The sequence below is a fragment of the Bradyrhizobium sp. OK095 genome, from assembly GCF_900109945.1.
In the GTDB taxonomy this organism is placed as follows: Bacteria; Pseudomonadota; Alphaproteobacteria; order Rhizobiales; family Xanthobacteraceae; genus Bradyrhizobium.
Window position 1 is genome coordinate 766,004 of sequence record NZ_FOBX01000001.1, and the last position, 14,014, is coordinate 780,017.

Annotated in this window: 19 protein-coding genes; 18 read left to right on the forward strand and 1 reads right to left on the reverse strand. The window is 60.2% G+C overall.

The genetic code is table 11. The annotated features are described in order from the left end of the window. The first annotated feature begins 93 nt into the window (after nt 1-93). The 11 genes from BMW89_RS03660 (at nt 94) to BMW89_RS03715 (ending at nt 8,093) form a co-directional block, all read left to right on the forward strand. A complete protein-coding gene (locus tag BMW89_RS03660; protein WP_092022762.1) occupies nt 94-441 on the forward strand; it encodes a hypothetical protein in 348 nt (115 codons plus the stop codon). A gap of 113 nt (nt 442-554) precedes the next feature. Then, a complete protein-coding gene (locus BMW89_RS03665) occupies nt 555-1,037 on the forward strand; it encodes a hypothetical protein (RefSeq protein WP_244547502.1) in 483 nt (160 codons plus the stop codon). 204 nt (nt 1,038-1,241) lie between these two features. Next, nucleotides 1,242-2,021, forward strand: coding sequence for a hypothetical protein (locus BMW89_RS03670; protein ID WP_092022764.1), 780 nt, complete (start codon nt 1,242-1,244; stop codon nt 2,019-2,021). A gap of 707 nt (nt 2,022-2,728) precedes the next feature. Next, entirely contained in the window at nt 2,729-3,583 is an 855-nt protein-coding gene (locus tag BMW89_RS03680) for a hypothetical protein (RefSeq protein WP_092022768.1), read from the forward strand. Between the two features lie 11 nt (nt 3,584-3,594). Further along, nucleotides 3,595-4,791, forward strand: a complete 1,197-nt coding sequence (locus BMW89_RS03685; protein ID WP_092022770.1) for a hypothetical protein — start codon at nt 3,595-3,597, stop codon at nt 4,789-4,791. Between the two features lie 91 nt (nt 4,792-4,882). Next, nucleotides 4,883-5,341 carry a hypothetical protein gene (locus BMW89_RS03690; protein WP_177195801.1) on the forward strand — a complete coding sequence of 153 codons (459 nt, stop codon included), beginning with the start codon at nt 4,883-4,885 and terminating at the stop codon, nt 5,339-5,341. Between the two features lie 115 nt (nt 5,342-5,456). After that, nucleotides 5,457-5,981: a hypothetical protein gene (locus BMW89_RS03695; RefSeq protein WP_143062704.1), complete on the forward strand. Its 525-nt coding sequence runs from the start codon at nt 5,457-5,459 to the stop codon at nt 5,979-5,981. Between the two features lie 66 nt (nt 5,982-6,047). Next, complete coding sequence (locus tag BMW89_RS03700; RefSeq protein ID WP_092022776.1) at nt 6,048-6,314, forward strand: hypothetical protein; 267 nt, start codon at nt 6,048-6,050, stop codon at nt 6,312-6,314. Beyond that, nucleotides 6,311-6,799, forward strand: coding sequence for a hypothetical protein (locus BMW89_RS03705; RefSeq protein WP_092022778.1), 489 nt, complete (start codon nt 6,311-6,313; stop codon nt 6,797-6,799). Before BMW89_RS03700 ends, BMW89_RS03705 begins: the two co-directional genes overlap by 4 nt. Next, nucleotides 6,765-6,986 carry a hypothetical protein gene (locus tag BMW89_RS03710; protein ID WP_244547503.1) on the forward strand — a complete coding sequence of 74 codons (222 nt, stop codon included), beginning with the start codon at nt 6,765-6,767 and terminating at the stop codon, nt 6,984-6,986. Before BMW89_RS03705 ends, BMW89_RS03710 begins: the two co-directional genes overlap by 35 nt. A 75-nt stretch (nt 6,987-7,061) precedes the next feature. Continuing rightward, nucleotides 7,062-8,093 (forward strand): tail fiber protein, encoded by a 1,032-nt coding sequence (locus BMW89_RS03715; protein WP_092022782.1) that lies wholly within the window; start codon nt 7,062-7,064, stop codon nt 8,091-8,093. Here BMW89_RS03715 and BMW89_RS03720 read toward each other — a convergent pair. Further along, a complete protein-coding gene (locus BMW89_RS03720) occupies nt 8,086-8,832 on the reverse strand; it encodes a class I SAM-dependent methyltransferase (RefSeq protein WP_143062705.1) in 747 nt (248 codons plus the stop codon). The genes BMW89_RS03715 and BMW89_RS03720 overlap by 8 nt on opposite strands. 69 nt (nt 8,833-8,901) lie before the next feature. Between BMW89_RS03720 and BMW89_RS03725 the strand changes: the two genes are divergently transcribed. From BMW89_RS03725 to BMW89_RS03755, 7 genes are all read left to right on the forward strand, one after another. After that, nucleotides 8,902-9,588, forward strand: a complete 687-nt coding sequence (locus tag BMW89_RS03725; protein WP_092022786.1) for a hypothetical protein — start codon at nt 8,902-8,904, stop codon at nt 9,586-9,588. A gap of 148 nt (nt 9,589-9,736) precedes the next feature. Then, entirely contained in the window at nt 9,737-9,991 is a 255-nt protein-coding gene (locus BMW89_RS03730; RefSeq protein ID WP_244547504.1) for a hypothetical protein, read from the forward strand. Beyond that, nucleotides 9,982-10,365, forward strand: a complete 384-nt coding sequence (locus BMW89_RS03735; RefSeq protein WP_092022788.1) for a hypothetical protein — start codon at nt 9,982-9,984, stop codon at nt 10,363-10,365. The genes BMW89_RS03730 and BMW89_RS03735 overlap by 10 nt, the downstream gene beginning before the upstream one ends. Further along, nucleotides 10,362-10,661: a hypothetical protein gene (locus BMW89_RS03740; protein ID WP_092022790.1), complete on the forward strand. Its 300-nt coding sequence runs from the start codon at nt 10,362-10,364 to the stop codon at nt 10,659-10,661. Before BMW89_RS03735 ends, BMW89_RS03740 begins: the two co-directional genes overlap by 4 nt. 63 nt (nt 10,662-10,724) lie before the next feature. Beyond that, nucleotides 10,725-11,153 (forward strand): GNAT family N-acetyltransferase, encoded by a 429-nt coding sequence (locus BMW89_RS03745; protein ID WP_092022792.1) that lies wholly within the window; start codon nt 10,725-10,727, stop codon nt 11,151-11,153. Between the two features lie 248 nt (nt 11,154-11,401). Then, the gene (locus tag BMW89_RS03750; RefSeq protein WP_092022794.1) at nt 11,402-12,670 is read left to right on the forward strand and encodes a CaiB/BaiF CoA transferase family protein; all 1,269 of its coding nucleotides are present in this window, start codon (nt 11,402-11,404) and stop codon (nt 12,668-12,670) included. Nucleotides 12,671-12,776: 106 nt separating this feature from the next. Continuing rightward, nucleotides 12,777-14,006 carry an acyl-CoA dehydrogenase family protein gene (locus tag BMW89_RS03755; protein WP_092022796.1) on the forward strand — a complete coding sequence of 410 codons (1,230 nt, stop codon included), beginning with the start codon at nt 12,777-12,779 and terminating at the stop codon, nt 14,004-14,006. Nucleotides 14,007-14,014: the final 8 nt, after the last annotated feature.

The following is a 14,014-nucleotide window of genomic DNA, read 5'->3' on the forward strand; positions in this document are numbered from 1 at the left end:
TGATGGCGATCCCGCCTGGCGCAGTCCCTTGAATGTCGTGCTTCTCCCAAGTTAGGCATATCATGATCCATCTCCGCCAATCGGGACCTTCCCATGAGCGCCCAGCATCCAGACATCAAGGCGCCTCCGCTGGAGCCAATCGGCGAGGCCATCGTGGATGGGCACTGGGAGTTCTGCGCACGGTGCCGAGCGTTCGTTGCCCCCTTCCTCTTGAAGAGCAATTGCGAGTTCCAGCGTGAGCTCGTTACGCGTAGCGCCGAATGGGGCCTCATATGGCGGGGCGATTACGTTATTGCGGATTTGGCCGCACTCCACTTGATCAACCGCATCATGTGTTGGGAAGACGCGGATGGGAAGCTTCTCACCGAGATCGCTGTCGGCCACCGCATTGCGCCGCTGCCGGCGGCGCCGTGCGATGATCCCGGCGATAACGATGTCTGAAGCGGCGTCTATCATTCTCTGACACTGAGCTTGGTGGCCTATTCGCCATGGCGCTGTACGAAAACATAGCGCCGAGCCAACGAACAGGTAGAGTTGCACGACAAGCATTCAATATGATGGTTGAACCCTTGCTTCCCCAACAACTAGTCTGCGTCGATCCGGAATGCGTGCGCGATATCTGGCCCTTCGTCGCTCCGCTCCTGAAGCAAGCGATCGCGAAGACGGGACTTGCTGCGTTCGCGTCGATCGAGCGCGACATTCTCGATGGTTCGTCGTTACTTTGGATCGCCTGGAATGGCAGCAGCATCGCGGCAGTTGCATCGACGAGCCTACAGAAGACGGAGGCAGGCAAAGTCTGCATCATTACGGCGTGTGCGGGGTCGAGCATGGTGCGCTGGCTACCGCTGATCTGCGGTATCGAGGCCTATGCGCAGGCGGAGGGCTGCTGCTGCGTGCGCATCTTCGGGAGAAAGGGATGGAGCCGTATCCTGAAGGGATATGAGCAGACCTTTGCGATCATGGATAAGCGCCTGCCGCAAGAGGTGGCACCGGCGCCGGATGTAAGCCCCATCGCCGGAGCAACGTACTTCCGTTGAGTTCACAATAAACATTGCGGTGCCGCGCGACCTGGGGTTGCGTATGTTCTGGATTTGTTCTATGTTGCCGATTTCCACGCGTGGTGATCGAAGATGTCGCACGTTGAGCCGCTGAGGGGTGGACCAAGCGTTCCCACGTCCAAGGATTCCGGCCGGAGGTGGGTTGGTCAGGTCAGACGTCGTCGGCTCAGGAGAAGCGGATTTGTGCTGCTCTGCTTGTTGTTCATTATCAGCAGCGGAAGCAAGTCGGTGGCGCAAGCGACGGACTTCACGCCCTACGCTCGGGCCGCTGACTTCTGCCGTGGTGATATCGCACGCCCGATCGGGTTGTCTCCGGACAAGCGCGTGCTTTGTCTGGACGGAGTGATCACGTCGGATCTGAACCTTGCTGTCGCGATGGATTTGACAAATCGCGGTATCGCGGTCGCTCGCAGTGCTGGCGGCGATCGCGACCGTGCAATCGAACTTGCGAATGTATTGCGGGATCGCGATGCAGTCGTCGTCATTCAGGATTTCTGCCTGTACGCCTGCGCGAGCTTTCTCCTGATTGCCTCGTCGGAGACTTATGTTCTGGAGGGCGCCCTCGTCGCCTGGGGCGTGATGCGGCGCTATCCCGATCATCACTGTCTTGGATTCCAAGATGGTATCGACGACAACGGCGCGTTTCTCACCTCGGTGCAATGCTCCCCAGCTTACGCCGACGAGAGGCCGACCGAGCGGATATGGTCGCAATTCTATCGAGATAGAATCGCGGGACCCGCCTTCACCGATCCGCCGGAGAGCAGGTTCATCAGACGCGCACTGATGAATTCCTTCCGCGCGACCGGTGAGTATCCTGTCGTGATGTGGACCTGGAATCCGCGTCACCATGCGAGTGCGATCAAGACAAGGATCGTCTATCAGCATTATCCGGAAAACCAGGAAGAGGTCGACATGATGGTGAAACGGTTAGCCATTTCCCGTCGCGTGATTTACGACCCCTGAGCCGTGGTCGAGATGATTTTGCGCTGAAGAGTTTTGAAGATGTTCTCGATCGGTCTGCCAATCGAGAAGTTGATTCTATCCTGTTTCATTCCGTGAGAGTACTGATGACCAGATCGTTTCGAGAGCCTCAATTTCGCGTCCCCAATTTCGGAATTGAAGGCGCATCGCCGCGCAGGTGGCCTGAGTGGGTCAATCGCGATTGGAGAATCGTCCCGCCAGCATCGCCTCCACGGTCACCGCCTCCGTCGTCGTCTCGAGATGGCGATCCGTTCCGCGATCCGCCGGTCGTGCCGCTCTCGCCGCAGCCGAGATCAGACGACATGCAACGCGATGCCGGTTCGGATTTAATCAATTGGCTTTTCAAGGCCTACCGCGCGTCCCGTGGGCAAAGTGCAGGGCAACTTCCGCCACCGGGTCCGGGCGGGTACGCGCGGGAGCCGTTTTTGGACTCGCATCCATGGCAGGTGGTCGAGCCGTCTCCGGACCTTCCGCAGCCTCTACCGTTTTACGCAGACCAAGCGCGGACCTTGCTGAAGATCCCGGCGCAAGAACTCGAAAGCTCGGCCAGGAGCAGGCCTCAAAAAGAGAAGGTTGTTCAGCCGCCAATCTTCTTCCCGTTCGACTGATCGCTGCATATCGCGGATCTGTCGATCCGATCGCTGTTTCCACTTACGCAGAACGAACTCATATCCAAGGGAATATCGTCCATGGGCGGACAATCCACCTCCACACAGACCGTGCAATCGCAGTCGTCGCCATGGGCTGCAGCTCAGCCCGCATTGCAAACGATATTGGGCCAGATCGGCACGGGGCTCAACAACACCGGTCTGACGTCGGCGGAGAGTTCAGCGCTCGACACGCTGAAGAACAACGCCGCGTCGGGCAATCCGTATGCGGGCCAGATCGCAGGCAATGCGCAGTCGCTGCTCAATGGCGGCGGCGCCACCGCGCAGGCCGGCAACGTGCTGGACAATCTCGCCACCTATCGCAACTGGCTGACGCCATACGCGAATGGCAGCATGGTCGGCAACAATCCGGCTCTTGCAGCGCAGCTTTCACAGATCCAGTCGGACGTCGGCAACTCCGTCAATTCGCAGTTCGCTGCCGCGGGCCGCGACTTTAGCGGCGCCAACCAGATGGCCTATGGCAGGGGCGTTGCGGCAGCCGAAGCGCCGGTGATCGCCGGGCAATACAATCAGGACGTGGCGAACCAGCTTGCCTCCGCCGGCGCGCTCTACAACGCCGGCAACACCACGGCGAACACGCTGACCCAGATGCAGCAGAGTGATCTCGCCAATCGTGGCCAGGGCGTAACCGCTGCGCAAGCGGCGTTTGACGCGCAGAACTATGGTGCCAACGCCACTCTCGCGGAGGAAGCTCAGCGCCGCGGCATCCCCGTGCAGGCGCTGAGCCTGCTTGCGCAGATCGGCGTGCCAATTGCGCAGCTTGGGACTCAGGGCAATAGCACGACGACCGGGACACAGGAAAAGTCAGGGGTCGATCAGTTTGCAACGATTGCAGGCGGGATCAGCGGTCTGATCAACGCCTTCAAAGGTAAGTAGGGAGGCTGGATATGACGGTTCAAGCCGATTCAGATATGACAGGGGCGGCGTTTGACCTTGCCAATGCAGGCTATGCGGAGATGCCGGATCCGGACAGGGAAGTGGAACGCCAGTCGATCGACAGCGACAGTACGTCGCTGCGCGATGCAGCCGACCGTCGTTCCGGTGTGGCCCACGACGTTGTCGCCAGGCAATATACCGACGCGGAAGGCAAGCCCGCCGCCGCAAACGAGGCTGTCACACTCGCACGCGCCGCACGGGACTATGCAACGGCAGCGGCCGGTGACAGGCAGGTCGCCGCGAGCGAGTCCTCGAAGGCACTTGCCGCCAAGATCGATACGTTGCGCGCAGAAGTGGCCGCCAGCGATCCCGATGCGCCGGAGTTTTACGGCTTTGAGCAGCCCGAGGGCAATGATCAGCGTGACCAGGAGATCGAAGCTCAGCCAAACGCGACCAACGCTCAAGGGAAGCATTCTGTCGAGCTCGGTCCCGATATCGCGCAGCTTATGCAGCATCCGCAAGTGCGACTGGCGCTCGAGGAAAAGGTGGGCGAGGTCGAGCGTGCCCGTCGGAGCTATGTCGACGGATTGGATGCGGCCATGCAGATCGCGCAAGCGAGCTTTATCAGCCAGTTTCCGGAACTAGCTGGTCTCGCTCCGGAGCGGCTTCCGGAAGCTCTCGCGCAAATAGCGCATCAGGATCCCGCAAAGTTGGCGCGTATCCAGGCGGTCATCGCGGGGAGCGAGCAATTGCGCGCTCGTCGGGATGACGAGATGCGGCAAACGGCGGACGCCGCGCGGCGCAACTTTCACAGCTATGCAAGCGCAGAAGACGCTCGGCTGGAGAAGCTGCTCAAGGAAGAGACGAGAGACGTCCGGCAAGCCGTCGCGCAAGAGATCATGACGTCGGCCAGGGCGAGCGGCATCGAGCCCGAGGAATTGCAGCGCCTCTTCGACAGCGAGCCGCTAATGCGCAATGCGACGTTCCAACGCATGATGTATGACGCCGGAAAGTACCGATTGATGATGAAGGCGAGGGACGCCGTCACGGCAAGGCCGATGCCATCGGTACAGAGGCCAGGCTTGGCGGTGGGCCGAGGTGATCGTAATCAGCATGATCTGCGAACGTTGAGCGCCCGGCTCTCGAGCACGGGCGACCTCAAGGATGCGGTTGCGCTTTATCGGGCGAAGACGGCCGGTCGGCGATGAGTGGCGTGTAACAGCAATCTATCGCGGCCGAACAAGGATGTACCTTGTTCGGCTCCGAATAAAGACGTTGTGCATACAGGATAGGATGCCCATGCTGCTGAGACGTATTTTCTCCGTCATGATTACGGCGACAGGCCTTTTTCTATCGGTCGATGCGTCTGCCGGCGATTACATCGTTTCCTATGCCTTCGACGGTACGACGAGGGAGGACGTCGCCGCGGATGCAACGAGCTTGCTCAACGAAGAAGGGATTACGAAAGAGTGCCAGTATGACAGGTCTTGCACGATAGAACTGGCCAAATCGGATCTGACGATCTCGATCGATGTCCGACGTTCAAGTCGTCGCGAGGTAGTCGTCTATGCTTATGGTGGTCGCAGCCGCAGCGCCGCTTGTTGTTATTTTTTAGGAGGGGACCGTCGTTTTGCAGGCAGTCTTGCTCAGCCGTTGCTGCGTCTGGGCATCTATGAGGGGCACGCTCGCAAGAGAAACGAATACGTCCAAAATCTTCCTTTGGGGCTTCTGTATCTCCAATTTTCAGATTTGAGATAGTTCGACGCGAGAGCGCTGCTAGCCCACTTTCATATCCCTTATTCGTCAGTCGAATCCTCCCGCGATCCCTGCGTTGATCGCAGGGCCGGATCGGCATGTTTCCACAGGACCCATGATGGCCACCATCGAGCGACAGTATCTGCCTCCCCTGAATCCCGAGACGACGATCGCAGAGACAGATCGCCCACGCGTCTACGATATCGTCCGCGGACAGTTGGCCGGCCTCCTCAACGGCGACCAGTCCTACTACCCTGATGGGGTTCAGAGGGATTGGCAGGCGCGGGCCGATGATCTTGACGGCTACATCAACGCGTTCAGGAGCCTGCAAGGACGCGCCAATGATCCGGCGGGTATCCTCGGAGATGTGATCAGGCATCTCAGCGAACATGCCAAGGACCTCCGAGGTCGAATCGAAAGCGGCGGGCCCTCCGATCCAATAGAGTTGCCGCCGGCACTGTCGCCGACGACCCGCGACAGGAACGAGCTGTATCTCTATCCAAACCCGTTTGCTCCGCCAATGGAGACTCTTCCGCAGCCACGACAGGAGCGGCCGATTTCGTCGACCCCTGGAGACGCCACGGGCGATGTGGCGAACAGGCCAGAGCAGCGCATCGCGCCACCGATATTCTTCCCGTTTTAGGGAACCCTCCCTCGACCTTCTCGCCGTACAGACCGGCTCATCAGTGGATCTACAACAGGAAAACGCATGAGCGAAGACGACAAGAATTTCATTGAACGCGCAGAGTCGATCAGCACAAATCTTTACGGGGAGCCCATGTCGCCGGAGCGGATCGCAGAGAACTTTGCGCTCTACGGCTTGAAGAAGCGCATGGCGGCGCTCGAGCGGTTTGACACTGAATTAGGGGGCGAGATCGATTCGAGTCCCCACAACTTGCGAAAACGCGTGCAACTCGTCGATCTGCGTCGGCGCATGGGCAGTCTCCATGAGGCGCTGCGCAAAGCGAATCGATGACCCATCCGCTGCTGACGGCGCTTGCGCAGGCGCGCCGGCGCGATGCGCCGCTGTTTGTCAAATGGTGCGAGCTGAGTGGTGTGCCCGCTTGTCCGGCAACGCCCGCGTCGGTGGCGCGATTCGTGTCCGACTGCGGCGCGCTTGGCATGGATCGGCTTTGGCCGGCCGTTCAGGACATATCGCGAATGCACGGGTCACTGGGCCTTGCTGATCCTACGCTGGGCGGAGTCGCGGCAAGCGCTATGAGCGCAGTTGCGGCTATCCTGCCGCCGCGGTCCTGGCCGAGCCCGTTCAAGCAACGGTTCGACGCGCTACCCTACGACATCCAGGTTCATCTTGCCTCGCACGAAGCCCAGCGGGAGCGCGCGCTGCGGCGTGCCCAGAACGACGCGGCTTCAGTCCGCCAGAAGCTGGCGGCATTCGAGGCTCAAACGAAGGACGAAAAGACCAATGGCAATGAAGCAGCAACGCGTGACAAGCATTGAGGAGCGCATCGCGGAGCTGCGCGCCGAGATCGATGGCATCATCGACGCGCGCGTGGCCAGGATCGCAGGAGAGAACCCCGGCGTCCCGGCCGGCGTCATCCGCAACCTCCTGACCGCCAGGGCGCCGTCGTGTCGCTGCGCGCAGTACATCGAGTTATGCGGCGGAGAAGCGAAAACGCCGGATTGACGGTTTGCAGCGGCGGTTCCTCGAAAACATACGACGGCGGCCCATGATGCCGCCTCTTCACACCAGGGATGCAGGATGACTCTTTATAAATGGTCTCAAACGGCCTCCGCCGACGCGACGGCGGATTCGACGATCAATTGGGCGGAGGGGCAATCGCCTTCGAGCGTCAACGATTCGGCGCGCGCCATGATGGCCGCGACGGCGAAATACCGGGACGATATTTCAGGATATCTCGGTACCGGCGGGACATCTACAGCCCTGACGCTAGCGACCAATCAGGTTTTCGACAGCCTCGCCAGCCTGCACGCCAAGGTCGTTGCGTTCACCATGAACGTGACGAACGGGGCGGGCCCGGTGACTTTGAACGTGGACGGGCTCGGAGCCAAGCCGATCCAGGCAACGCCCGGCGTCGATCTGCCGGCCGGCGTTCTCATTCAAAGCACTCCCTATGTTGCGATCTACAACAATTCCGCCGGGGCATTCTATCTTCGGAGCTTCTTCGGCAATCCGTATTCGATCCCGATCGGGTCTTGCATCGATTTCTTCGGCGCGACGGCGCCGAACAGCTCGTTCGTTCTTGCCTACGGGCAGGCGATTTCGCGGACTACCTATCCTGCGCTGTTTTCTCTATTTGGGACCGCATACGGTACGGGAGACGGTTCGACAACCTTCAATATTCCCGACCTTCGTGGGCGCATCGTCGCCGGCAAGGATGACATGGGGGGCCCGGCTGCCTCGCGGTTGACATCAACCTATTTCGGCACGAGTGCGGCTGCGCTCGGCGCCGTAGGCGGGGCGCAGAGCCATACCCTATCGCTCGGAGAGTTGCCGACAGGCATTACCGCGACGGGTTCAGGTACTGCCAGCGTTAGTACGACGGGCGGCCTTGTGATGCCAGGAGTTACGGGCGGGTGGGCTGGTCTTGGCGCGTCCGGCAGCGGCGGTTTTGAAGGTATCCAGTATAACGGTGTCCAATCGCCGCAGAATATCTCGACGCTCAACGGTACGGCGACGAGCATAACTACCACATCGAATAATACCAGTGGCATCGCTCACGCGATCGTCCCGCCGACTATTATCGCCAACAAATTGCTTAGAGTCATCTGAGCCGTTGATTGTTTCGCAAACTCTCAACTTCCCATAGCGCGAGTTGGCGGCGATCGAAGGGTGGTACCCAATCCTCAAGCACTCTGAGCGGCGGCGGAAAATTATAAGGCGGCGCGCAGAGGTCGATGGTGAAGAAGTCTCCTGTCCGAATCGAACGGTTTCGGCCGTCCGGGAAAGTGGTAGTCAGAAGATATCTGATGTTGGAACGGAGGATGTTGTCGATTGCACGAAAGATCATGTCCTCGGACAGATGAATGAAGCAGTCGCGGCAGAGCAGCATGTCAGCTTGCGGAAGCAGATCATTGCAGATGTCGATTTGAATGAATGTGCGGTCCGAGCGCCCGTGTTGCTCCCGCGTGCGCTCAATCAACTCCGGAACAATGTCGCCCCCGATATAGTGCGATACCGGAAGGTCTATCTTCGATAACCAATGAAGATCGCCGCAAGGCAGGTCGAGTAGGGTATGGATCCCGAGGTCGCCGATCAGGCCAGGAAGGTTTTCTCGCACCCTTTGGGTGTTGTGCAGAGTGGAGCCGCCGCCGGAAACGGTTTCTTTATAGCCCCAGATGTTACGCCGATAGATTTGGCCGAAAACGTCACCGGGTGTGCCCTGTAGATTACGTACCATTTGTGTACGCAGCCAGATCAACGCTGACGTCGGCAATGTCTGGCGCGCGACATCAATGAAGATCGAGAAAAGCGCCGTCTGGCGCAGCCGGTCTAGCAGTTTGTCGAACATACGGTGCTGGAAGCTTCCCCCGTCCCATTCGCGGGACCGTACCACCCCACCCCCCAACTGAGTCAACCCATGGTAGACATGAACGCCCTCGCTCGGGCGAATGCGAAGCGCTGGGCGAATGCCAAGCTGACCCGGAAAGCCGAAGCCGCCAGCGTTGCTCTGCGTCTGTATAAGGCCAGGCCTCGATACCAGGCCGTCGAGCGAGAGACGGGGGTCCCCTGGCCTGCGATTGCGGTCATTCACGAGCGGGAATCTTCCCAGGATTGGCGGGCGTCCCTGGCTCAGGGCGATCCCTGGAACCGGGTATCGGTGCACGTGCCGGCGGGGCGAGGTCCGTTCGATTCATGGGAGGCCGCCGCAGTCGACGCGCTGGTCAAATGTCCGCCCTTCCTCGCGCGCCATAAGGACTGGTCGATTGCCGCAGCGTTAACGGCGCTCGAGACCTACAACGGCATCGGTTACGCCGCCCGTGGCGTCCCGTCGCCCTATCTCTGGTCCGGCACCAACCAATATCGCGCCGGCAAGTACATCCGAGATGGCATTTACGATCCAGGCAAGGTCGATCCGCAACTGGGATGTGCTGCACTCATCATCGCTCTGATGGAGCTCGATTCCGGGATCGGGTTTGAGGGCGCGAATAACCCCAAGAGACCGTCGGTCGGCGATTCCGCGAGGCCGTCACTGACGAACCCGTCGAAGGGCTCGATCGGCGCGTTCGTGATCAACCTCGTTAGAGCAATTCTTGGAAGGAAATGAACATGCGAACGTTTCTCGACATAATCGTTTTCGCTGCCGGCTCCGGCGCCTGCTGGTTTTGCAAGGACCCGGTCCTTCGGTTCGTGACCGGCACTGACACCTTGATCAGGTCGCTTGAGGCAAGGCTTGCGGTACTGCGGGCCAAATCATGATGCTCGCGAGACTCAAGGCAGTCTGCCTGCACTCACTGACCATAGCCTGGAGCTATTGCATCGCGCTCGCCGGTGCATTGGCTTCGATTGTCGACGACCTTGCCGACGCGCTTGGCGATCCCGGCGTCAAGGATCAGATCAGCGCGGCTTTCGGCGATGTCAAGACGACGGGGCGCATCATGCTGGTGATCTCCGTCGTGACGATCATCGCGCGTCTGCGAACCCTTCGGAGGAAAGACCAATGTGGATGACGATTATCTCGTTCCTCGGCGGCCCTGTCGTCAAGGCGCTGATCGAGGCTTATAGCGCGAAGTTGAAGGCCGAGAATGTCGACACCAAGATCGCGGCGGATCTTGCGGCGGCCGAGATCGCATCGCAGACGGCTGAAACCAAAGCCGTCATGCAGTACAGAATCGCAGAGATCGGTCACTGGTATGAACCCGACAAATTGATGGGTTACTGCGTCGCCCTCTATTTTGCGAAACTCCTGGTCTTCGACAAGGTCTTTGGCCTCGGCTCCACGGATCCTCTGGCGGGATTTGCGGCGATCACAGCCAATCTCGTTGTTTCCTTCTACTTCGCCAAGCGTGGCTTTGAGAATGTCGCAAGGATCATCAAGCGGTGAAGCTGCCAGACGACGAAATCAGGGCAATTGTCGCCGAAACGCTGGCTGAACAGCATAGACTCCAGCAGGAGAGCATCGATGCGATCGTCTTGAAGGCGGTGGCGTCGGTGCTGGCTTCTTTTGGAATTGAAGATGATGACCGGAAGGAGCTGAGGGCAGATTTTCAGCACTTGCGCCGGTGGCGAAGGAGCGTGGAGCAGGCGCAGAGCTATACCTTCAAGGCCGTGATTACCGTGATCGCCACCGGCCTGATGGGAGCCGTTTGGCTGGGCGTCAAGGTCGTGCTGGGCAAGTGAGCCTTCACTGCGGCGACCCCGCTGCGTTTGCACTTACGTCATTCGTTACCTACGGGCCGTTCCATGTACAGCATTCGTATTGTCGATGCCGAGGATGATGAGATTGCCGAGATCCTTGGCGATCTGCATCGGTTGACATTCTTTAACGGGGCGTCGTTACCGCAATTCGAGATGGGAGCGTGGTGGCTCGCCTATCACAATGATGAGGCGGTCGGTTTCGCCGGCGTTGTGCCGTCGACCCATGCGCGAAACAGCGGATATTTCTGTCGAGTCGGTGTCTTGCAACGGCATTGGGGGCGCGGCCTTCAGCGCAGGCTAATGAGGGCGATCGAAGCGAGGGGACGGCGTGTTGGATGGGATAGTATCGTTTCCGATACGACGGACAATCCGGCATCTGCCAATAACTTTATCCAGGCGCACTATCGGCTCTTCGAGCCCGAGGTGCCCTGGGCCTGGTCGCATACGCTTTACTGGCGAAAGTGGCTTCGCTGAAGCCAACGGAGCAGGGTTTCCCGTGGTGCGGAACGTGACGTTGGCGGCGTGGCGTGGCCTGCGCGAGATATAGCGCGACCCAATGTGCCCGGAATGTCCGACGGCCCGGCAGCTTGACGGCTGCCGGGCCCTTTTTTGCGTATTGAAGCGATGCCGGTGAAGCACTTGCGAAGTTCGCGGCGCCGGGCTTTAAGTTTGCCCTTGCAGGAAATTCGGCGACCATAAGCCGATGTAAGGGAGCGCTGTCGATGCCCACCAAGCCTCAATTGCCGGAACGTTCGCCGCGGATGACGGGTGGGCCAACTGCGCTCGATGGTCTACTGGTCGTTGACTTCACGCGCGTCGTTGCTGGGCCGGCCTGCACGCAGACGCTCGCTGACTTCGGTGCACGCGTCATCAAGATCGAGAACCCGGACGGCGGCGACGATACGCGTGCCTACGAGCACGCCGAAATCGGCGGAGAGAGTGCCGCCTATCTCAGCCTGAACCGCAACAAGCGCGGTATTGCGCTCGACCTCACCGTGCCCGAGTCCCGCGAGATCGCACGGGATCTGATCCGCAAGGCGGATGTGGTCGTGGAGAATTTTTCCAGCGGGGTGATGAAGAAATTCGGCCTCGACTATGAGGCTGTCGCGCCGCTCAATCCGCGCCTGGTCTATTGCTCGATCTCGGCTTACGGGCGCACCGGACCGTTTGCCTCGCGCCCGGGCTTCGATCCCATCACGCAGGCGGAAAGCGGCTTCATGTCGCTTAACGGGTTCGCCGACGGTCCGGCTGTTCGTACCGGACCGCCCATCGTGGACATAGCGACGGGAATGTCTGCCTGCAACGCCATCCTGCTCGCGCTATTGGCGCGGGATCGGCTCGGTCGCGGACAGCATGTCGAGGTCGCCCTGTTCGACGTCGCCATGGGCATGACCGGCTTCTATGGCATGGCCTATCTGATCAACGGTGAAAACCCTGGCCGGTTCGGCAATTCGCCTAGCGGTTCTCCCACCGTCGGTGTCTACGAGGCCTCCGATGGGCCGCTTTATATGGCCTGCGCCAACGACCGGCTCTATCGCCGGCTGGTGGTCGAGGTGCTGAACCGGCCCGACCTGATCACCGATCCGCAGTTCGCCTCGCGCAAAGCGCGCTCCGAGAACAAGGAGCTCTTGCGGGCAGCCATCGCTGAGGTCTTTGCAAGCGATACGCTCGAGAACTGGATGGCGAAGATGAAGCTGGCCAATATCCCGGTCGGCTATCTCCGGACGGTCGAGGAAGGGTTCAATGCGCCCGAGGCCCGCGACCGCCATCGCTTGAGCCAGATTCCGCATCCCACGGCGGAGTGGGTCCCTAACATCGAACCTCCGATCAGTATGAGCCTGACCGGGGCGATTGATCCTGTGGCCGCACCCTTGCTGGGCGAGCACACCGAAGACGTCCTGCGTGATACGCTCGGTTACGACGAGCGTCAGATCTCGGAGTTCACTCAAAAGGGCGTCTTCGGATCAGGCAAGCCACCAGCGTCGGCGTGAACCCGTCCGGTCGATCTCAAAGGATCTGGAATCTCGCGTCCGACGCCGCATCCGCTTGATTTGGCACAGTTCCCGCCGCATAAATGTGTGAAAGCGAGGGACACGAATGGCGCCTGGTCAAGAGCCGAGCATGGGCCAGCCGACAGGGCAGGAAGCCGTCGAACGCGCCTATGCGGCAATGATCGCGAAGGCCCGGGCGCTCATGCCTCGCCTGCGGGAGCGGGCAGCGCGGACGGAGGACCTGCGGCACCTTCCTCCGGAGACCGAAAGGGATCTCCACGACGCTGGCCTGTTCCGGATGTTGCAGCCGATGCGCATCGGTGGTGCCGAGCTTGACTACGTCGCTCTCGTAGACTGTGCTGAGCTGCTCGGCCAGGCGGACGCGTCAGTGGCGTGGAACCTCGCCAATCTGGCGAGCCATCACTGGATGCTCGGAATGTTCGAGCACAAGGCGCAGGATTTGGTGTGGGGATGCGATCCTGACACGCTGATTGCGTCCTCGTTTATTTTTCCTGCTGGGCGCGCCACGAGAATCGAGGGTGGGTACCGGCTGCATGGCAGCTGGCCGTTCTCATCGGGCGTCGCCTCGTGCGAATGGAACATGCTTGCGAGCGTTGTCTACTCCGACGACGAGGCGGACGGCATCGAGTATCGAATCTTTCTGCTGCCGAAAGGCGACTACAAGGTGCTGGACACCTGGAATGTCACGGGACTGCGCGGGACGGGCTCCTGCGACGTCGAGGTCACGGATGCCTTTGTGCCCGACTACATGACGGTCGCCGTCGGAGACCTCGCCGGCGGCCCGACGCCTGGGAGCAGGGTCAATCCCAATCCGTTGTATATGTTGCCCGTGTTTTCGCTGTTTCCCTACGTCCTGTCGGGCGTTGCGCTCGGTAATGCGCAAGCGTGCCTCGACGACTATGCCGATGTCGCGCGTCATCGTATTTCAACCTACAATCGTGCAAAGCTCAGCGATTTTCAGAGCACGCAGATCAAGATCGCGGAGGCTTCGGCCAAGATCGACGCTGCACGCCTGGTCATGCGTTCGGCCTGCCTCGACGCCATGAGCGATGCGCGGCGTGGTCACATTCCAGACATGGCCAGCAAGACCAGGTACCGGCGCGACGGAGCTTTCTCGGTTAATCTTTGCACGGATGCGGTCTCGATGCTGTTTGCGGCGAGCGGCGCGCGGGGCCTGTTCACGACGGGCGTCTTGCAGCGGCAATTCCGCGATGCGCACGCGATCAATTCGCATCTTGCATTCAACTTCGATGCGGCCGGAACCAATTATGGACGCGTGGCGCTGGGCCTGCCGTCCGAAAATCTCACGCTGTGAGGCCGGCC